Source organism: Burkholderia seminalis (assembly GCF_001718535.1).
GTDB lineage: Bacteria > Pseudomonadota > Gammaproteobacteria > Burkholderiales > Burkholderiaceae > Burkholderia > Burkholderia seminalis.
In genome coordinates, this window is record NZ_CP013398.1 from 2,472,741 (window position 1) to 2,491,775 (window position 19,035).

General features: G+C 61.2%; 15 protein-coding genes, 2 tRNA genes and 3 rRNA genes. 6 read left to right on the forward strand and 14 right to left on the reverse strand.

Annotated elements, in window-relative coordinates:
* The first annotated feature begins 68 nt into the window (after nt 1–68).
* The 3 genes from WJ12_RS11155 (at nt 69) to hemP (ending at nt 1,908) form a co-directional block, all read left to right on the forward strand.
* On the forward strand, nt 69–941 hold the full coding sequence (locus WJ12_RS11155) for a pirin family protein (RefSeq protein ID WP_034190355.1): 873 nt from the start codon (nt 69–71) through the stop codon (nt 939–941).
* 100 nt (nt 942–1,041) lie between these two features.
* Nucleotides 1,042–1,524, forward strand: coding sequence for an SRPBCC family protein (locus WJ12_RS11160; protein WP_034190392.1), 483 nt, complete (start codon nt 1,042–1,044; stop codon nt 1,522–1,524).
* 138 nt (nt 1,525–1,662) lie between these two features.
* On the forward strand, nt 1,663–1,908 hold the full coding sequence (hemP, locus tag WJ12_RS11165) for a hemin uptake protein HemP (protein WP_034190354.1): 246 nt from the start codon (nt 1,663–1,665) through the stop codon (nt 1,906–1,908).
* Nucleotides 1,909–2,180: 272 nt separating this feature from the next.
* Here the strand turns inward: hemP and WJ12_RS11170 are convergent, their stop codons facing one another.
* The 5 genes from WJ12_RS11170 to uvrB form a co-directional block, all read right to left on the reverse strand.
* The gene (locus WJ12_RS11170) at nt 2,181–3,578 is read right to left on the reverse strand and encodes a 4Fe-4S binding protein (RefSeq protein WP_059560125.1); all 1,398 of its coding nucleotides are present in this window, start codon (nt 3,576–3,578) and stop codon (nt 2,181–2,183) included.
* A complete protein-coding gene (locus WJ12_RS11175) occupies nt 3,575–4,417 on the reverse strand; it encodes an FTR1 family iron permease (RefSeq protein ID WP_034190352.1) in 843 nt (280 codons plus the stop codon). The genes WJ12_RS11170 and WJ12_RS11175 overlap by 4 nt, the downstream gene beginning before the upstream one ends.
* Nucleotides 4,418–4,475: 58 nt before the next feature.
* Nucleotides 4,476–4,808 (reverse strand): cupredoxin domain-containing protein, encoded by a 333-nt coding sequence (locus tag WJ12_RS11180; RefSeq protein WP_034190351.1) that lies wholly within the window; start codon nt 4,806–4,808, stop codon nt 4,476–4,478.
* A gap of 55 nt (nt 4,809–4,863) precedes the next feature.
* Nucleotides 4,864–5,415 carry an iron transporter gene (locus WJ12_RS11185; RefSeq protein WP_034190350.1) on the reverse strand — a complete coding sequence of 184 codons (552 nt, stop codon included), beginning with the start codon at nt 5,413–5,415 and terminating at the stop codon, nt 4,864–4,866.
* Between the two features lie 227 nt (nt 5,416–5,642).
* The gene (gene uvrB, locus WJ12_RS11190; protein ID WP_034190349.1) at nt 5,643–7,733 is read right to left on the reverse strand and encodes an excinuclease ABC subunit UvrB; all 2,091 of its coding nucleotides are present in this window, start codon (nt 7,731–7,733) and stop codon (nt 5,643–5,645) included.
* A 260-nt stretch (nt 7,734–7,993) separates the two neighbouring features.
* Here uvrB and WJ12_RS11195 point away from each other — a divergent pair, with 260 nt between their 5' ends.
* The gene (locus WJ12_RS11195) at nt 7,994–9,193 is read left to right on the forward strand and encodes an amino acid aminotransferase (RefSeq protein ID WP_059560121.1); all 1,200 of its coding nucleotides are present in this window, start codon (nt 7,994–7,996) and stop codon (nt 9,191–9,193) included.
* A gap of 118 nt (nt 9,194–9,311) precedes the next feature.
* Here the strand turns inward: WJ12_RS11195 and WJ12_RS11200 are convergent, their stop codons facing one another.
* Nucleotides 9,312–10,100, reverse strand: a complete 789-nt coding sequence (locus tag WJ12_RS11200) for a 3-hydroxybutyrate dehydrogenase (protein ID WP_069245676.1) — start codon at nt 10,098–10,100, stop codon at nt 9,312–9,314.
* Nucleotides 10,101–10,263: 163 nt separating this feature from the next.
* Here WJ12_RS11200 and WJ12_RS11205 point away from each other — a divergent pair, with 163 nt between their 5' ends.
* Together WJ12_RS11205 and WJ12_RS11210 are read left to right on the forward strand one after the other, a co-directional pair.
* A complete protein-coding gene (locus WJ12_RS11205) occupies nt 10,264–11,235 on the forward strand; it encodes a potassium channel beta subunit family protein (RefSeq protein WP_034191151.1) in 972 nt (323 codons plus the stop codon).
* Nucleotides 11,236–11,346: 111 nt separating this feature from the next.
* Nucleotides 11,347–12,192, forward strand: a complete 846-nt coding sequence (locus tag WJ12_RS11210; protein WP_034191150.1) for a 23S rRNA (adenine(2030)-N(6))-methyltransferase RlmJ — start codon at nt 11,347–11,349, stop codon at nt 12,190–12,192.
* Between the two features lie 15 nt (nt 12,193–12,207).
* Here WJ12_RS11210 and WJ12_RS11215 read toward each other — a convergent pair whose 3' ends face one another.
* The 8 genes from WJ12_RS11215 to WJ12_RS11245 form a co-directional block, all read right to left on the reverse strand.
* The gene (locus tag WJ12_RS11215; protein ID WP_049032286.1) at nt 12,208–12,576 is read right to left on the reverse strand and encodes a hypothetical protein; all 369 of its coding nucleotides are present in this window, start codon (nt 12,574–12,576) and stop codon (nt 12,208–12,210) included.
* A 114-nt stretch (nt 12,577–12,690) separates the two neighbouring features.
* Entirely contained in the window at nt 12,691–12,837 is a 147-nt protein-coding gene (locus tag WJ12_RS34690; RefSeq protein WP_006478295.1) for a DUF3563 family protein, read from the reverse strand.
* A 215-nt stretch (nt 12,838–13,052) separates the two neighbouring features.
* Entirely contained in the window at nt 13,053–13,457 is a 405-nt protein-coding gene (gene cueR, locus WJ12_RS11220) for a Cu(I)-responsive transcriptional regulator (protein WP_034191148.1), read from the reverse strand.
* 248 nt (nt 13,458–13,705) lie between these two features.
* A 5S ribosomal RNA gene (gene rrf / locus WJ12_RS11225) occupies nt 13,706–13,818 on the reverse strand.
* A gap of 132 nt (nt 13,819–13,950) precedes the next feature.
* Nucleotides 13,951–16,832: ribosomal RNA gene (locus WJ12_RS11230) — 23S ribosomal RNA — on the reverse strand.
* A gap of 289 nt (nt 16,833–17,121) precedes the next feature.
* Nucleotides 17,122–17,197 (reverse strand) — tRNA-Ala (locus WJ12_RS11235).
* A gap of 39 nt (nt 17,198–17,236) precedes the next feature.
* A tRNA-Ile gene (locus tag WJ12_RS11240) sits at nt 17,237–17,313 on the reverse strand.
* Between the two features lie 63 nt (nt 17,314–17,376).
* A 16S ribosomal RNA gene (locus WJ12_RS11245) occupies nt 17,377–18,909 on the reverse strand.
* Together the 16S, 23S and 5S rRNA genes with 2 tRNA genes alongside form the textbook arrangement of a ribosomal RNA operon.
* Nucleotides 18,910–19,035: the final 126 nt, after the last annotated feature.

The following is a 19,035-nucleotide window of genomic DNA, read 5'->3' on the forward strand; positions in this document are numbered from 1 at the left end:
AAAGCGCCCAATATAATAGCGCTATGTTTCAGAAATGACGCTATTCCGATGATCTCGAGGGCTTCCTCATGACGACCGCTCGCTCGCTTGACCGTACCTACCCCGCGCTTCGCACCACCGAAGGCGGCGGGTTCGTGGTTCACCGTCCGTTCCCGACCCGATTGCTGATGGACTTCGATCCGTTCCTGCTGCTCGATGAAATGGGCCCCGTCGACTACGGCCCCGGCGAAGCCGTGGGCGCGCCCGACCATCCGCATCGCGGCTTCGAAACCGTGACGTATGCGCTCGACGGCCGCTTCCGCCATCGCGACTCGTCCGGCCACGCCGGCACGCTCGGCCCCGGCGACGTCCAATGGATGACGGCCGGCGCCGGCGTCGTGCACAGCGAGATGCCCGATCCCGCGTTCGCACAGGCGGGCGGCCGCTCGCACGGCTTCCAGCTGTGGGTCAACCTGCCGCGCCGCGACAAGATGATCGCGCCGCGCTACCAGGAGATCCCGGCCGACCGCATCCCGACCGCGACATCGCCGGACGGCCGCGTGCACGTACGCGTGATCGCCGGCGAAGCGTTCGGCGTCCAGGCGGCGATCGAGACGCGCACGCCGATCCTCTACCAGCATTTCACGCTGGAGCCCGGCGCAACGGTCACGCAGCCCGTGCCGGCCGGTTATCGCGTGTTCGCCTATCCGATCGACGGAACGGGGCTCTACGGGCCCGACAGGCAGGCTGTCGACGCCCGGCACATGATCGTCTACGGCGACGACGGCGATACGGTCGCGTTCGCCGCCGGCGACACGCCGCTCGACCTGCTGCTGATCGGCGGCGTGCCGCTCAACGAGCCGATCGTCCGCTACGGCCCGTTCGTGATGAATACGGAGGAAGAGATCCGGCAAGCCGTCGTCGACTACCAGACGGGCCGCATGGGCCGCATCGACGCATGACGCCCGATCGGGGCGGCAGGTGCCGCGAAACCGGTGGTTTTGCGTCACAATAACTTCTTGAACCATGTGGCCGCCCGCCACCCAGAAGGAACCCGTCCCCTTGAACTTCGAACACCTGATCCAGATCAATTCCGACGATCCGGCCGTGCCGACCCTCACCCGCGACCAGCTCTGGGAGGGCCTCGTGCTGCGCGCCGAACAGCCGCAACTGTTCGTACTCGGCCTCGACAGCTGCGTCGTCCTCGAACGGACGGACACGACGCTCGAACGTGAGTTGCACTACGGCCATGCGACCGTGCGCGATCACGTCACGTTCACGCCGAACCAGCAGGTTCGCTACGACATCCGCGCGGCCGATGGCGAGATCGGCGGCTCGCTGACGATGACGATCGAGGAACGCGACGACCACGCGCTGTTCCTGCGTTTCGAGTACCGCACCACGCTGACCGTCACCGACGACAGCGAAGATGCGCGGCAGACGCACGGGATCGTCAAGGAGGCCTACCGCACGTCGGACATCGACACGGTGCGCCTGATCCGCGAATACGCGCAGGGCCGCAAGGACCCCGATCCGCTGCACTGACCGCGGCGGCGGCCTGCGGGCCGCCTTTTGATTCAAGCTATCAAGTCTGATGTTTCGATCGATAAAGAGTTTTTGTAAATGGGAATAGTTATCATTTAGAATTCATTCCATCGTATCGACAGTCACCGATCAAACCGAATGACCGACACCATGCGCCCGACCACGCTGACCCTGCGCCGCACGACCGGCACCGCGGCCAGCAGCCGCCAGAAGACGGCAGCGGTCACCACGCCGGCGAAACCGGCCGGCAACCGCGACACAGGCACGCGGGTCGTAAATAGCGACGCGCTATTGCAGGGCCACAGCCACATCAGCATCGCGCACAACGGAGAGACGTATCAGTTGCGTGCCACGCGGCTCGGCAAACTGATCCTGACGAAGTAAGACAGAGTATTGTGGGGACCACCTCCCTGAGAGGTGTTGGGCAGTAGCCAGCGTAACGGCTTGCACGCGAGATCTAGACCCCTTCGTGCAAACACACTCAAGCAGCCGTTGCAGCAAGCCAAGCCACTTTTTTTGGTTCTCGCACAAGGGTGAAAAAAAGCGGCACGTCGAAGGACGTGCCGCTTTTTTGTTAGCGCGGTCGATGCAGAAGGCATGCTGTCCACCTGCGTCGATACGCTGATGCATGCCGCCGAAGCCGCATGCAAAACCCGTCAGAAACCCCAGAACATCAGCCACCACGCACTGTCGACGACCGCCAACCCGACGGCGAACCACGCGAATGCCGCGAGCCGGCGCGGCCACGCCGCATAGCGCCCCGTCACTTTCCATGCGAGCCACGCGCTCCATGCATTGGCGCCGACCAGGATCGCGATGCGCACGTCGGTCGCCCACCCGAGCGGCACATGCTCGGCGCGCAACAGCGACAGCGTCGTGGCCGACAGGCCGAGGAACACGCCCGCTCCCGCGATCGGGATCAGTGCCTGCGCGAGATGATGCAGCCGCACGCGATCGAAGCGGCCGAGCATCAGCGTGGCGCCGCCCAGCAATATCAGCAGCGCCGTGCCGTACACGAGCCCCGTGCCGACGATGTAGCTGACGATCAGCCCGCCGTCGAGCCAGGAGAACACGTCGTTGCGATCCGGATAGTGCGTGAGCAGGAACCACGGCGCATTCGTTTCGAGCGGCCACGTGATGTCACGGTCGATCAGCCAGCCCGCGAGCCATTGCTTGATCTGCACGAACCACGGGCTGACGGTCCAGTGGAACGCGCCGATCGCGACACCGAGCAGGCCGTACAGGATCAGTGCGGTGTCCCACGCGCTCGCCTGCTGCGCACCGAGGTTCACGACCTCGTCGGACGGCGAGCGCAGCGACAGCGAGATCGCGTCGCGATGCCCGCTGCAGCGGCCGCACATATGGCACGCCGCCGCCCCCTTCATGCTGCGCAACGGCACGAGCGGCGCGCAGTTGATCGGAATCACGCGATGGCCGTGCTCGCCGTTCTTGTACGATCGGCGCCATGCATCCTCGTCGACCTTGTAGCGCATCGGCGCGAGCCGCGCGAGCAGCCCGAAGACGCCGTTCACCGGGCACAGGTACTTGCACCACACGCGCTTCTCGCGGCCATACAGCAAGCCGATCACGATCGCGCCGACGGTCGAGCCGCCGAGCACGAACAGCACCGCGAGCGGGTACTGGTACACGCTCACCATCTGCCCGTAGATCGTCGTGATCCCGAACGCGACGAACGGCCAGCCGCCCCACCGGATCCAGCGCGGAATCGGGCCGCCGCGACCGAACTTGCTCGCGTATTCGGTGAGCGCGCCTTCCGGGCACAGCACGCCGCACCACACGCGGCCGAGCATCACCATCGACAGCAGCACGAACGGCCACCAGATGCCCCAGAACGCGAACTGCGCGATCAGCGTGAGGTTGCTCCACAGATGCGCGGAATCGTCCGGCAGCGGCAACACCGCCGGGACGATGATCAGGAATGCGTAGACCGCGACGACGATCCACTGGATGCCGCGGATCAGCGCGCCGTGGCGCTGCATCCACTGGCCGGCCTGTGCGAGCCAGCCCCGCTTGACTGCGGCGACCACGCTCATGCCGCGCGGCCCGCGGCGACGGCCGGACGGCGGCTCGCGCGCTTCATCAGCAGCCAGACGACGGCCCAGTACACCGCATAGGCGACCAGGTTGGTCAGTGCCGGATGCGCACGATAGCCGGTCAGCGTCGCGACGAGCGAGCCGAACGTGCCCGAGTCATCGAGGATCGCGGACGTATCCCACACCTGCGAGATGCCGAGCGGCAGGATTTCCTTGTCGATCAGCTTGTCGACACCCGTCTGGAACAGGCCCGCGCCGAGGAACAGCAGCATCACTTCGGTGACACGGAAGAAATGCCGCCACGAGAAGTACTTGCCGCCGAGCTGCAGCAGGTAGAACGTGAAGAACGCCAGGCCGAGACCGATCAGGACCGCGAGCATCTGGTTGCCGTCGACGTGACCCGACTGGCCGAAACCGAGACCGTACAGGAAGATCACGGTCTCGCTGCCTTCACGCGCGATCGCGAGTGCGACCAGCACGGCGACGCCCCACCAGTTCGAATCGCGCGTGCTCTGCTGCAGCGATTGCTCCATGTCGCGCTTCAGCGTGCGGCCGTGCCGGCGCATCCACAGCACCATCTGCACGATCAGCACGCACGCGATCAGCACCATCGCGGTCTGGAAGTAGTCCTGCGCGTCGCCGGACAGCACTTCGGTGAAACCGACCAGCGCGGCGCCGAGGCCGACGGCCATCAGCAAGCCGACGCCGACGCCAGCCCACAGGAAAGGCAGGCCGCGGCGCGCGTCGTCGTCGCCGTTTTTCAGCCATGCATAGAGAATGCCGACGACGAGCAGCGCTTCGACGCTCTCCCGCCAGACGATGAACAAGATCTGACCCATCGATACCTCCTGACGCGCGGGGCAAGGGACTCGTACGCCCGCACGCAGATAAAACGCGTTACTTCGCGACGATCACGCCCTGTGCCTGCTGGTGGAAATCGTCGAAAAACTTGTATTCGCCCGGCGACAGCGGAGCGACGACCACGAACGAATCGGCGCCCGGTGCAAGCACCTTCTCCTTGCGCAACTGCACGCTCTCGAATTCGGCGGCGCCCTTGCCGGTGTTCTTGATCTCGATCTTGAAACGCTGGCCGGCCGGCACCTCGATGCGGGCGGGATTCAGCTTGCCGTCCGTCATCTCGAGCTTGAACGTCGGCAGATCGGCCGCGTGTGCGGCGCCGGCAAGCCACAGCGCAGCGGCCGCGGCAACGATTTTCTGGGGAATTTTCATTCTGGGTTCTCTACGCCGACGGCGCGCCGAAGCGCGCCGTTCGTGATGCTGCCGATCAGTAACCGCCCTTCTTGCCGATACCGGCGAACGGGAAGTCGTACTCGAGCGTGATGGGCTTGAACCATGCACCCACGCCCGTTTCCTTGTCGACGTGGCGGCCGAATGCCATGTGGCCCGACTGCATCGGCGGCTTGACGACCATCGTCAGGTGATACTTGCCGGGGCCGTTCAGCTTCACGTTGTCGCCATAGTGCGGGCCGTCGCTCGCGACCATGCCCATCAGGTCGCCTTCAGCCTTCCACTTCGTGTCGCCCTGCTTCGTCAGCTTGTACGTGACCTGCAGGTACGGCATCCAGTCGCCCTCAGCGAAACCCGTCGGGTTGTTCTTGACCGCATGGATGTCGGCCTCGAGGTGGATGTCGGAATCCGACGCCTTGCGCATCATCCCTTCCGGGTCCATCGTGATCGGCTGCAGGTACACCGCGCCGATTTCCATGCCGCCCTGGATCTGCTGCTTGCCGATCGGATATTCGGCAGCCGAGGCCGACATCGCGGCAAGCGCCGCCGCTACCGCAACCGTCGTGCGGATGAACGAAGAACCCAACATGGACACTCCTTGTTATTTGTCTGACTATCTTGACGACACCCGGGCCGCCGCCGGGGCCGCCCGCTGGAAACACTAACGCGACGAAGAACGTTAATGCGAACAATTCTCAATCATGGCGAAGTTTAGCACCGAACCCGATTCGGAACAAACGAAGAGCCACGTAAACCCCTGATCCGACAAGGCTTACAGGCGCTTTACCGCAAGGTTTCGGTGACGCTTGGAAAGAGTTACCGGCCGCCGCTGATGTGGTCGCCGACGTTCGCGCCGAACACGCGCTCGCGCAGCACGGCAAGCTGGTCGCGCGTCGCGGCGGCCTTCTCGAATTCGAGGTTCTTCGCGTAATCGGCCATCTGCTTCTCGAGACGCTTGATTTCCTTCGCGAGTTGCTTTTCCGACATGTCCTCGAATTTCGCGCGCTGCTGCGCTTCTTTCAGCTCCGCACGCGCGTCGTCGGCGTTGTAGACGCCGTCGATGATGTCCTTGATGCGCTTCACGACGCCGCGCGGCGTGATGCCCATCTTTTCGTTGTAGGCCATCTGCTTCGCGCGGCGCCGCTCGGTCTCGCCGATCGCGCGCGTCATCGAATCGGTCATGTTGTCCGCGTAGAGGATCGCCTTGCCGTTCACGTTCCGCGCGGCACGGCCGATCGTCTGGATCAACGAGCGCTCGGCGCGCAGGAAGCCTTCCTTGTCCGCGTCGAGGATCGCGACGAGCGACACTTCCGGAATGTCGAGGCCCTCGCGCAGCAGGTTGATCCCGACCAGCACGTCGAACGTGCCGAGCCGCAGGTCCCGGATGATCTCGACGCGCTCGACCGTGTCGATGTCGCTGTGCAGGTAGCGCACCTTGACGCCGTGGTCGGCCAGGAATTCCGTGAGCTGCTCGGCCATGCGCTTCGTCAGCACGGTGATCAGCACACGCTCGCCGGCCTTCACGCGCGCGTTGATCTCGGTCAGCACGTCGTCGACCTGCGTGCTCGCGGGCCGCACCTCGATTTCCGGATCGACGAGGCCCGTCGGCCGCACGACCTGCTCGGCGATCTGCCCCGTTACGCGCTTCTCGTAGTCGGCCGGCGTGGCCGACACGAACACGACCTGGCGCATCTTGCGCTCGAACTCGGGGAACTTCAGCGGCCGGTTGTCGAGCGCCGACGGCAGGCGGAACCCGTAATTGACGAGGTTTTCCTTGCGCGCGCGGTCGCCGTTGTACATCCCGTTCAACTGGCCGATCAGCACGTGCGATTCGTCGAGCAGCATCAGCGCATCGGGCGGCAGGTAGTCGACGAGCGTCGGCGGCGGGTCGCCGGGCGCCGCTCCCGAGAAATGCCGCGAGTAGTTCTCGATGCCCTTGCAGAAGCCGAGCTCCTGCAGCATCTCGAGATCGAAGCGCGTGCGCTGCTCGAGACGCTGCGCCTCGACGAGCTTGCCCTCGCGATGGAAGAACTCGAGGCGTTCGCGCAATTCTTCCTTGATCGTCTCGACGGCCCGCATCACGGTGTCGCGCGGCGTCACGTAGTGCGACGACGGATACACGGTGAAGCGCGGAATCTTCTGCCGCACGCGCCCCGTCAGCGGGTCGAACAAGTGCAGCGTCTCGACCTCGTCGTCGAACAGCTCGACGCGTACGGCCATTTCCGCGTGTTCGGCCGGGAAGATGTCAATCGTGTCGCCGCGCACGCGGAACGTGCCGCGCTGGAAATCCTGCTCGTTGCGCGTGTACTGCATCGCGATCAGCCGCGCGATCACGTCGCGCTGGCCGAGCTTGTCGCCGGTGCGCAGCGTCAGGATCATCTGGTGGTATTCGGACGGGTTGCCGATACCGTAGATCGCCGACACCGTCGCGACGATCACCACGTCGCGGCGCTCCATCAGGCTCTTGGTCGCCGACAGCCGCATCTGCTCGATGTGCTCGTTGATCGACGAATCCTTCTCGATGAACAGGTCGCGCTGCGGCACATACGCCTCAGGCTGGTAGTAGTCGTAGTACGAGACGAAGTACTCGACCGCGTTGCGCGGGAAGAACTCGCGGAACTCCGCATAGAGCTGGGCCGCGAGCGTCTTGTTCGGCGCGAACACGATCGCCGGGCGGCCGAGCCGCGCGATCGTGTTGGCCATCGTGAAGGTCTTGCCCGACCCCGTCACGCCGAGCAGCGTCTGGAAGGCAAGGCCGTCGCCGACGCCTTCGACAAGCGTCTCGATCGCGGTCGGCTGGTCGCCGGCGGGCAGATACGGCTGGTACAGCTGGAACGGCGACCCTTCGAAGGTGACGAATTTGGATTCGTCGAGCGCGTCGCCGACTTCGGCATGATGTTCGGACATGGAGTGCGGCCGGAGCAAGGGCAAAGAAAGCATTCTAGCGCTTCGCGGCCGCGCGAACTGCTGTCGGCTCCTGACGCGCCACGGCCGCCCGAAATCGCGATTCGGCGGCGAATCGCGACGGATTCGCCGCCCCCGCCGGCGCGAATTCGCTACAATATCAGGCTGCTGCGCTTTCCGGCGCCGTGCCGTTGGCGCGCGGTCCGCTGCGCCCGCCCTGCCGGCTGAAAGCCTGACCCTCTTTTCACTACTGCCGAATCATCATGTCGCTCTTCTCCGCTGTCCAGCTTGCTCCCCGCGACCCGATCCTGGGCCTGAACGAAGCCTTCAACGCCGATGCGCGTCCGACCAAGGTCAACCTCGGCGTCGGCGTGTACACGAACGAAGACGGCAAGATTCCGCTGCTGCGCGCGGTTCGGGAGGCCGAGCAGGCGCGTGTCGAGGCCGGCCTGCCGCGCGGCTACCTGCCGATCGACGGGATCGCCGCCTACGATGCGGCCGTGCAGAAGCTGCTGCTCGGCAACGACTCGCCGCTGATCGCGGCGGGCCGCGTGGTCACGGCCCAGGCACTGGGCGGCACGGGCGCGTTGAAGATCGGTGCAGACTTCCTGCGCACCGTGAACCCGAACGTGAAGGTCGCGATCAGCGATCCGAGCTGGGAAAACCACCGCGCGCTGTTCGAAGCCGCCGGCTTCGAAGTCGTCGCGTACCCGTACTACGACGCGGCCACCAACGGCGTGAACTTCGAAGGCATGCTGTCGGCGCTGAACGGCTACGAAGCCGGCACGGTCGTCGTGCTGCACGCGTGCTGCCACAACCCGACCGGCGTGGACCTGACCGAAGCGCAATGGCAACAGGTCGTCGACGTCGTGAAGGCGCGCAATCTCGTGCCGTTCCTCGACATGGCGTACCAGGGCTTCGGCGAGAACATCGAGGCCGATGCCGCCGCCGTGCGTCTGTTTGCCGCGGCCAACCTGAACGCATTCGTGTCGTCGTCGTTCTCGAAGTCGTTCTCGCTGTACGGCGAGCGCGTCGGCGCGCTGTCGATCATCACGTCGAGCAAGGAAGAAGCGACGCGCGTGCTGTCGCAACTGAAGCGCGTGATCCGCACGAACTACTCGAACCCGCCGACCCATGGCGGCGCCGTCGTCGCAGCCGTGCTCGCGTCGCCGGAACTGCACGCCTCGTGGGTGCAGGAACTCGGCGAGATGCGCGATCGGATCCGCGCGATGCGTAACGGTCTCGTCGAGCGCCTGAAGGCGAGCGGCGTCGATCGCGATTTCAGCTTCATCAACGCACAGCGCGGGATGTTCTCGTATTCGGGCCTGACCTCGGCGCAAGTCGATCGCCTGCGCGACGAGTTCGGCATCTATGCGGTCGGCACGGGCCGGATCTGCGTTGCCGCGCTGAACACGCGCAACCTCGACGCGGTCGCCAACGCGATTGCGGCCGTCCTGAAGTAACGCGGCACCGGGTGGCAGCCGTCAACGGCTCCGCCCTCCGACATGAAAAACGCGCTCCACGGAGCGCGTTTTTTTCTGCCGTCCTACCCGGCAGGCGGCCATGCCGCCCGCCCCCGCGTTACTGCATGAACCAGCCGTGGCTGACGACGAGCGACTGGCCCGTGAGCGCGGCGCTCGGGAACGCCGACAGGAACAGCACCGTCTGCGCGACGTCCTGCACCGTCGTGAACACGCCGTCGACCGTGTTGCCGAGCATCACCTTCTTCACCACTTCCTCTTCGCTGATGCCGAGCTCCTTGGCCTGCTCCGGAATCTGCTTGTCGACCAGCGGCGTGCGCACGAAACCCGGACACACGACGTGCGAGCGCACGTTGTGCTTCGCGCCTTCCTTCGCCAGCACGCGGGCGAGGCCCAGCAGGCCATGCTTGGCCGTCACGTACGCCGACTTCAGCGGTGACGCTTCATGCGAGTGCACCGAACCCATGTAGATCACGACGCCGCCGCGATCGTCCTTGTACATGTGCTTGAGCGCGGCTTTCGTCGTCAGGAACGCGCCGTCGACGTGGATCGCCTGCATCTTCTTCCAGTCGGAGAACGAATAGTTCTCGATCGGGTTGACGATCTGGATGCCGGCGTTCGACACGAGGATGTCGACCGAGCCGAATGCCTCGGCAACCTTGTCGATGCCGCTGTTCACGGCGTCCTCGTTCGTCACGTCCATCGCGACGCCGATCGCCTTGCCGCCCGCCTTGTTGATCTCGTCGGCGACCGCGTTCGCGCCGTCCTGGTTCAGGTCGGCGATCGCGACGGCCGCGCCCGCCTTGGCGAGCTCGAGGGCGATTTCCTTGCCGATGCCGCTCGCGGCGCCCGTGACGACTGCGGTCTTGCCATTCAGATCTGCTGCCATGTCCGTCTCCTCCCGTTATCGGATCAAAAAGTGCGCGCCCGCCCCTTCGGCATTCGTCGCCGGTGCGACGCGGCGGGCCAGCCGTCATTGTGCACGATCGGCCCCGCCGTTCGCGCGCAAAACGTCTAAGCTTAAGGTCGGTTCCGTCACGCGGGAGATTCACATGCACTATCGACGGCTAGGCCGCTCCGGCCTGCAGATCAGCGCGCTTTCGCTCGGCTCCTGGGTCACGTACGGCAACCAGGTCGACCAGCGGGTCGCGCGCGAATGCCTCGCCGCGGCACGCGACGCGGGCGTCAATTTCTTCGACAACGCCGAGGTCTACGCCGGCGGCAAATCCGAGGAGATCATGGGCCACGCGCTCAAGTCGCTCGACTGGCCGCGCGTCAGCTACATCGTGTCGACGAAGTTCTTCTGGGGGCTCGCCGAGGCGCCGAACCAGTATCACACGCTGAACCGGAAATACCTGTTGAACGCCATCGACGGCTCGCTGCGCCGGCTCCAGCTCGACTATGTCGATCTCGTCTATTGCCATCGCCCCGATCCGAACACGCCGATCGAGGAAACCGTCTGGGCAATGAGCGACATGATCGCGCGCGGCAAGGCGCTGTACTGGGGCACGTCGGAATGGAGCGCCGACGAAATCCGTGCCGCATGCGAGATCGCCGAACGGCATCACCTGCGCAAGCCCGTCGTCGAACAGCCGCAGTACAACCTGTTCCACCGCACGCGGGTCGAGCACGAATATGCGCGGCTCTACGAGGATTACGGTCTCGGCCTCACGACCTGGAGCCCGCTGGCGTCGGGCCTGCTCACCGGCAAGTATCGCAACGGCGTGCCGCCCGGCAGCCGCGCGCAGTTGCAGGGTTACGACTGGATGCGTGACCGCCTGACCGATCAGGCGGCCAACGATATCGTCGAGCGGCTCGGCGGAATCGCGGCCGAGCTCGGCTGCAGCACGGGCCAGCTCGCGATCGCGTGGGCACTCGCGAATCCGCACGTCAGTTCGGTGATCACGGGCGCGTCGCGGATCGAGCAGATCGGCGACAACATGCGCGCGCTCGACGTCGCGGCGAAGCTGACGCCGGACGTGAAGCAACGCATCGAGGAGGTGGTCGGCGACGCATATGAATAAGGCGATGCACGGCCACTCGCGTACAATACGCGGCCGCATCGGCGCCCGGCCCGACGGCCGCGCGCGATCGACCGCTTTCATCGATTCACCTTTCGTTTCAGGCAGCCCGCCATGCTCAGTTATCGTCACGGTTTTCACGCAGGCAACCACGCGGACGTGCTCAAGCACGCCGTCGTCGTCCAGCTGCTGCGCTACCTGAACAAGAAGGACAAGTCGTACTGGTACATCGACACACATGCGGGTGCCGGCGTGTACTCGTTGCGCGACGGCTATGCGGCAAAAACGTCGGAATTCGACACCGGCATCGGCCGGCTGTGGGACGAAAAGAACCTGCCGGAAGCGCTGGGCGAGTATGTCGACGAAGTCCGCGCGCTGAACGACGATGGCGAACTGCGCTTCTATCCCGGTTCGCCGTACATCGCCTGGCGATCGATGCGCGAACAGGACCGCATGCGCCTGTTCGAAATGCACACGACCGAAATCGACGTGCTGCGCCACAATTTCCGCGACGCGGGGCGACGCGCGATGATCTTCGCCGGCGACGGCTTCGAAGGGATCAAGGCGCTGCTGCCGCCGCCGCCGCGACGCGCACTCGTGCTAATCGACCCGTCCTACGAGGACAAGAAGGACTACGCGCGCACGGTGAGTTGCGTGACGGAATGCCTGAAGCGATTCGCGACGGGCTGCTATGCGATCTGGTACCCGCAGGTCACGCGGCTGGAGTCGCAGCGCTTTCCCGAGCAGTTGAAGCGCCTGCAGCCGAACAACTGGTTGCACCTGACGCTGACGGTATCGAATCCGCCGACGGACGGCCTGGGCCTCTACGGCAGCGGGATGTTCATCCTGAATCCGCCGTACACGCTCGCGCAGAGCATGAAAGAAACCCTGCCCTATCTGGTCGAGAAGCTGGGACAGGATAGCGGCGCCCGCTGTCAGATCGAGCACCGCGGCAACTGATCCGGCGACCGGCCGTTACGGCTGCGGCCTCGGCGCGAGCCGCGGCTGATTGACTGGCTGCCCGCCCCACGTGGGAACGTTGATGTAAGGCGCGACGAACAGCGGAACCGACGTGTTCGGCGCCTGCCCGGCCGGGGCGCGCATGCCCGCCGGCTCGACGATCGGCTCCGCAGACAGCGGTGCTGTCTGCAAGACCAATCCGCCCTTGCCGTCCTGGATACCGCGTTGCGTATCGAGAACCAGCGGTTTGGACGACGTTGCGGCACTGGCCGCAAGGCCATGGACAAGCACCGCCGCGCCCAGAACGAGACGCGCGCGAGCACTGCGACGCACATCGAGACGCAAACGCATGATCGTGTCCTTCAGGATGAAAAGCAGGCCCATACCATAGCGCTGCACTGACGATTTCGCCAGATCCGGTGCACAAAAAAACAAAGCCCCGTCAATACGGGGCTTGCTAATCGTTCGGTGCCACACGGCACCTGACGGTAACTCCGATTACAGCGAGTAGCCGTTGGTTTCGAGCGAGCGGATACGGCTCTCGAGCTGGACGATGTCCGACGACGTGGCGAGGTAAGCCTCACGGCGTTCACGTTCTGCGGATTCGAACCAGTTGCTCAGCTTTTCGACGATGTAGGCGATCATGACATTCTCCAAGGAAGAGGGACCCCTGGTGAATCGAGATTCAGGGATTTCCCGTATAGGGTTATCCCGAATTATAGCGATGCCGCACCAAGATGCCAGTGAAATACTTGCATGGAGACCATTCCAAATCGGAATGGCTGATCGCAAAACAAACCTAACTTGTTGATTTTTATAGATATTGAATTCGGGCGCGTTTTGCGACTCGAGCGCGCGCACTAATTTGGTTCACCGACCGGGTCGGCAAGGCGCGCCAAAATCGGGCATTCCGGCCGACCGTCACCATGGCAGTGCGCGGCGAGATCGGCCAGCGTGTTGCGCATGTCGCTCAGCTCCGCGATACGTTTGTCGAGCTCGGCCACGTGCTCAAGGGCGATCGACTTCACTTCGGCACTCGCACGGGAGCGATCCTGCCAGAGCATCAGCAGTTTGCGGATGTCCTCGACGAGAAAGCCAAGCCGCCGGGCCTGACGGATGAATCGCAGGATATGGATTTCGTCCGCACCGTAAATCCGGTAGCCGGCGTCGGTACGCTTGCTCGGTGCAAGGAGGCCAACCTGTTCGTAGTACCGGATCATCTTTGCGCTGACTCCGGATTCGCGTGACGCATCGCCGATATTCATTCCCCGCCCTCTCCATCAAGCCCCGGTTTCGACCGTGAACGTCGACGAATGCAATCGTTGCAATCGTTGACGACATGTCGATCGTATCAAATCACGCGGTTTCGTTCCGCGATCGGGGGCTGGCAGCTGGATAGCGGTGGATCTGGCGAGCAGTGACGGGACGCGATGAGTTTTCTGCGCCGACGCGCATTTTCGCCGCCGAAATGCAAAAACCCCCGCCTTTCGGGCGGGGGTTTCTGGCTTAGGGAGCCTGACGATTACCTACTTTCACACGGGAATCCGCACTATCATCGGCGTAGAGTCGTTTCACGGTCCTGTTCGGGATGGGAAGGGGTGGGACCGACTCGCTATGGTCATCAGGCAAAGAGGGTTGTTGTGCTGACTTCGCAGCACAACCAATCTTGGAAGAAGCAGTAATTTTGAGTTGTGTGTATCACACACGAGAATCCAACCAGTCCGACGCGCTCATCTTAGCGCGAGACAGACTTGTTATAGGATCAAGCCTTACGGGCAATTAGTATCAGTTAGCTGAACGCATTACTGCGCTTACACACCTGACCTATCAACGTCCTGGTCTCGAACGACCCTTCAAGGGAATCTAGTTCCCAGGGATATCTCATCTTAAGGCGAGTTTCCCGCTTAGATGCTTTCAGCGGTTATCTCTTCCGAACATAGCTACCCGGCGATGCCACTGGCGTGACAACCGGTACACCAGAGGTTCGTCCACTCCGGTCCTCTCGTACTAGGAGCAGCCCCCTTCAAATATCCAACGCCCACGGCAGATAGGGACCAAACTGTCTCACGACGTTTTAAACCCAGCTCACGTACCTCTTTAAATGGCGAACAGCCATACCCTTGGGACCGGCTACAGCCCCAGGATGAGATGAGCCGACATCGAGGTGCCAAACACCGCCGTCGATATGAACTCTTGGGCGGTATCAGCCTGTTATCCCCAGAGTACCTTTTATCCGTTGAGCGATGGCCCTTCCATACAGAACCACCGGATCACTATGACCTGCTTTCGCACCTGCTCGACTTGTCGGTCTCGCAGTTAAGCACGCTTATGCCATTGCACTATCAGCACGATTTCCGACCGTACCTAGCGTACCTTCGTACTCCTCCGTTACGCTTTGGGAGGAGACCGCCCCAGTCAAACTGCCTACCATGCACTGTCCCCGACCCGGATCACGGGCCAAGGTTAGAACCTCAAACAAACCAGGGTGGTATTTCAAGGACGGCTCCACCGAAACTAGCGTTCCGGTTTCATAGCCTCCCACCTATCCTACACAGATCGGTTCAAAGTCCAATGCAAAGCTACAGTAAAGGTTCATGGGGTCTTTCCGTCTAGCCGCGGGTAGATTGCATCATCACAAACACTTCAACTTCGCTGAGTCTCGGGAGGAGACAGTGTGGCCATCGTTACGCCATTCGTGCAGGTCGGAACTTACCCGACAAGGAATTTCGCTACCTTAGGACCGTTATAGTTACGGCCGCCGTTTACCGGGACTTCAATCAAGAGCTTGCACCCCATCATTTAATCTTCCGGCACCGGGCAGGCGTCACACCCTATACGTCCACTTTCGTGTTTGCAGAGTGCTGTGTTTTTATTAAACAGTCGCAGCCACCAGTTTATTGCAACCCCTTCACCCTCCTGGCGCAGGCCAGTCAAGCTACAAGGGCGTACCTTATCCCGAAGTTACGGTACCAATTTGCCGAGTTCCTTCTCCCGAGTTCTCTCAAGCGCCTTAGAATACTCATCTCGCCCACCTGTGTCGGTTTGCGGTACGGTCATCGTTAGACTGAAGCTTAGAGGCTTTTCTTGGAACCACTTCCAATTGCTTCGCTCCCTAAGGAGCTCGCGCCACACCCTTGAATTGCGCACCCGGATTTGCCTAAGTGCCTTCTCCAATGCAGCGACCGGGACTTCCAACACCCGGACAACCTTCCGCGATCCGTCCCCCCATCGCATCTAACAATGGTGCAGGAATATTGACCTGCTTCCCATCAGCTACGCATTTCTGCCTCGCCTTAGGGGCCGACTCACCCTACGCCGATGAACGTTGCGTAGGAAACCTTGGGCTTACGGCGAGGGGGCCTTTCACCCCCTTTATCGCTACTCATGTCAGCATTCGCACTTCCGATACCTCCAGCACGCTTTTCAACGCACCTTCGCAGGCTTACGGAACGCTCTCCTACCATGCGTGCAAAGCACGCATCCGCAGCTTCGGTATATAGCTTAGCCCCGTTACATCTTCCGCGCAGGACGACTCGATCAGTGAGCTATTACGCTTTCTTTAAAGGGTGGCTGCTTCTAAGCCAACCTCCTGACTGTTTTAGCCTTCCCACTTCGTTTCCCACTTAGCTATATTTGGGGACCTTAGCTGGCGGTCTGGGTTGTTTCCCTCTTGACACCGGACGTTAGCACCCGATGTCTGTCTCCCGTGATTGCACTCTTCGGTATTCGGAGTTTGCTATGGCGGGGTAATCTGCAATAGACCCCCCAACCATGACAGTGCTCTACCCCCGAAGGTGAGACACGAGGCACTACCTAAATAGTTTTCGGAGAGAACCAGCTATTTCCAGGTTTGTTTAGCCTTTCACCCCTATCCACAGCTCATCCCCTAACTTTTCAACGTTAGTGGGTTCGGACCTCCAGTACGTGTTACCGCACCTTCATCCTGGCCATGGATAGATCACCTGGTTTCGGGTCTACGCCCAGCAACTGAACGCCCTATTCGGACTCGCTTTCGCTACGCCTGCCCTATACGGTTAAGCTTGCTACTGAACGTAAGTCGCTGACCCATTATACAAAAGGTACGCCGTCACCCCTTACGAGGCTCCGACTGTTTGTATGCATGCGGTTTCAGGATCTATTTCACTCCCCTCCCGGGGTTCTTTTCGCCTTTCCCTCACGGTACTGGTTCACTATCGGTCGATCACGAGTATTTAGCCTTGGAGGATGGTCCCCCCATCTTCAGACAGGATTTCACGTGTCCCGCCCTACTTGTCGCACACCTAGTTCTTTCATACTGTTTTCGCCTACAGGGCTATCACCTGCTATGGCCGCACTTTCCAGAGCGTTCGGCTAACAATACAAATAAAGAGTGCAAGGCTCATCCCATTTCGCTCGCCACTACTTTGGGAATCTCGGTTGATTTCTTTTCCTGCGGTTACTTAGATGTTTCAGTTCACCGCGTTCGCTTCGCATGGCCTATGTATTCAGCCATGGATACTCCAAAAGGAGTGGGTTTCCCCATTCGGACATCTACGGATCAAAGCTCGTTTGCCAGCTCCCCGTAGCTTTTCGCAGGCTACCGCGTCCTTCATCGCCTGTGATCGCCAAGGCATCCACCACATGCACTTGTTCGCTTGACCCTATAACGAGTCTGTCTCATCGACAGCCGCTACAGGTTGAGTTCTCGCGTTGTGCCGTATTCCAAATTGAGTCGAACATAGAGTTCGAATCATCTTGAGATACATCGATACAATCACAACCCGGATAGTTTTCACGTCCATCTCAAGACGCTTCCGCTATCCAAATTACTTACTTCTTCCAGATTGTTAAAGAACGACAGCCGATATCTGTTGATATCCTCTGACTGGCTCAATCGCCAATGCAAAATTCTCGGTTCAGCGTGTGAACCAAGCACTTAGCGTTGGTGATTGGTGGAGGCAGACGGGATCGAACCGACGACCCCCTGCTTGCAAAGCAGGTGCTCTCCCAGCTGAGCTATGCCCCCATTGAGTACAGATGCCTCAGGTGTGTTACCGCCAGACAATGGTGGGTCTGGTTGGATTCGAACCAACGACCCCCGCCTTATCAAGACGGTGCTCTAACCGACTGAGCTACAGACCCCTGAGTCTGTCTTTAAATTACAGCCGATAAGCGTGAGCGCTCAACTTGTGCGAGAAGCTCTGGAAAGGAGGTGATCCAGCCGCACCTTCCGATACGGCTACCTTGTTACGACTTCACCCCAGTCATGAATCCTACCGTGGTGACCGTCCTCCTTGCGGTTAGACTAGCCACTTCTGGTAAAACCCACTCCCATGGTGTGACGGGCGGTGTGTACAAGACCCGGGAACGTATTCACCGCGGCATGCTGATCCGCGATTACTAGCGATTCCAGCTTCATGCACTCGAGTTGCAGAGTGCAATCCGGACTACGATCGGTTTTCTGGGATTAGCTCCCCCTCGCGGGTTGGCAACCCTCTGTTCCGACCATTGTATGACGTGTGAAGCCCTACCCATAAGGGCCATGAGGACTTGACGTCATCCCCACCTTCCTCCGGTTTGTCACCGGCAGTCTCCTTAGAGTGCTCTTGCGTAGCAACTAAGGACAAGGGTTGCGCTCGTTGCGGGACTTAACCCAACATCTCACGACACGAGCTGACGACAGCCATGCAGCACCTGTGCGCCGGTTCTCTTTCGAGCACTCCCGCCTCTCAGCAGGATTCCGACCATGTCAAGGGTAGGTAAGGTTTTTCGCGTTGCATCGAATTAATCCACATCATCCACCGCTTGTGCGGGTCCCCGTCAATTCCTTTGAGTTTTAATCTTGCGACCGTACTCCCCAGGCGGTCAACTTCACGCGTTAGCTACGTTACTAAGGAAATGAATCCCCAACAACTAGTTGACATCGTTTAGGGCGTGGACTACCAGGGTATCTAATCCTGTTTGCTCCCCACGCTTTCGTGCATGAGCGTCAGTATTGGCCCAGGGGGCTGCCTTCGCCATCGGTATTCCTCCACATCTCTACGCATTTCACTGCTACACGTGGAATTCTACCCCCCTCTGCCATACTCTAGCCTGCCAGTCACCAATGCAGTTCCCAGGTTGAGCCCGGGGATTTCACATCGGTCTTAGCAAACCGCCTGCGCACGCTTTACGCCCAGTAATTCCGATTAACGCTTGCACCCTACGTATTACCGCGGCTGCTGGCACGTAGTTAGCCGGTGCTTATTCTTCCGGTACCGTCATCCCCCGACTGTATTAGAGCCAAGGATTTCTTTCCGGACAAAAGTGCTTTACAACCCGAAGGCCTTCTTCACACACGCGGCATTGCTGGATCAGGCTTTCGCCCATTGTCCAAAATTCCCCACTGCTGCCTCCCGTAGGAGTCTGGGCCGTGTCTCAGTCCCAGTGTGGCTGGTCGTCCTCTCAGACCAGCTACTGATCGTCGCCTTGGTAGGCCTTTACCCCACCAACTAGCTAATCAGCCATCGGCCAACCCTATAGCGCGAGGCCCGAAGGTCCCCCGCTTTCATCCATGGATCGTATGCGGTATTAATCCGGCTTTCGCCGGGCTATCCCCCACTACAGGACATGTTCCGATGTATTACTCACCCGTTCGCCACTCGCCACCAGGTGCAAGCACCCGTGCTGCCGTTCGACTTGCATGTGTAAGGCATGCCGCCAGCGTTCAATCTGAGCCAGGATCAAACTCTTCAGTTTAAACCTGTTACTGTTTTCGGTTCGGTTAAGAACCGGTCGCTCACTCAAAGCTGACAGGAATATGAATCACTTCATAAACCTGACTTACTTTAGTGTGAGACTCTTGATACTTTCGCTATCTGATCC

Excerpts from the sequence above, each read along its gene's own strand:
- WJ12_RS11210 (WP_034191150.1), top strand. The coding sequence starts at position 11,347 with ATGCTCAGTTATCGTCACGGTTTTCACGCAGGCAACCACGCGGACGTG.
- WJ12_RS11170 (WP_059560125.1), bottom strand. The coding sequence starts at position 3,578 with ATGAGCGTGGTCGCCGCAGTCAAGCGGGGCTGGCTCGCACAGGCCGGC.
- WJ12_RS11215 (WP_049032286.1), bottom strand. The coding sequence starts at position 12,576 with ATGGGCCTGCTTTTCATCCTGAAGGACACGATCATGCGTTTGCGTCTC.
- hemP (WP_034190354.1), top strand. The coding sequence starts at position 1,663 with ATGACCGACACCATGCGCCCGACCACGCTGACCCTGCGCCGCACGACC.
- WJ12_RS11175 (WP_034190352.1), bottom strand. The coding sequence starts at position 4,417 with ATGGGTCAGATCTTGTTCATCGTCTGGCGGGAGAGCGTCGAAGCGCTG.
- WJ12_RS11180 (WP_034190351.1), bottom strand. The coding sequence starts at position 4,808 with ATGAAAATTCCCCAGAAAATCGTTGCCGCGGCCGCTGCGCTGTGGCTT.
- uvrB (WP_034190349.1), bottom strand. The coding sequence starts at position 7,733 with ATGTCCGAACATCATGCCGAAGTCGGCGACGCGCTCGACGAATCCAAA.
- WJ12_RS11185 (WP_034190350.1), bottom strand. The coding sequence starts at position 5,415 with ATGTTGGGTTCTTCGTTCATCCGCACGACGGTTGCGGTAGCGGCGGCG.
- WJ12_RS11200 (WP_069245676.1), bottom strand. The coding sequence starts at position 10,100 with ATGGCAGCAGATCTGAATGGCAAGACCGCAGTCGTCACGGGCGCCGCG.
- cueR (WP_034191148.1), bottom strand. The coding sequence starts at position 13,457 with ATGAATATCGGCGATGCGTCACGCGAATCCGGAGTCAGCGCAAAGATG.
- WJ12_RS11195 (WP_059560121.1), top strand. The coding sequence starts at position 7,994 with ATGTCGCTCTTCTCCGCTGTCCAGCTTGCTCCCCGCGACCCGATCCTG.
- WJ12_RS11155 (WP_034190355.1), top strand. The coding sequence starts at position 69 with ATGACGACCGCTCGCTCGCTTGACCGTACCTACCCCGCGCTTCGCACC.
- WJ12_RS34690 (WP_006478295.1), bottom strand. The coding sequence starts at position 12,837 with ATGATCGCCTACATCGTCGAAAAGCTGAGCAACTGGTTCGAATCCGCA.
- WJ12_RS11205 (WP_034191151.1), top strand. The coding sequence starts at position 10,264 with ATGCACTATCGACGGCTAGGCCGCTCCGGCCTGCAGATCAGCGCGCTT.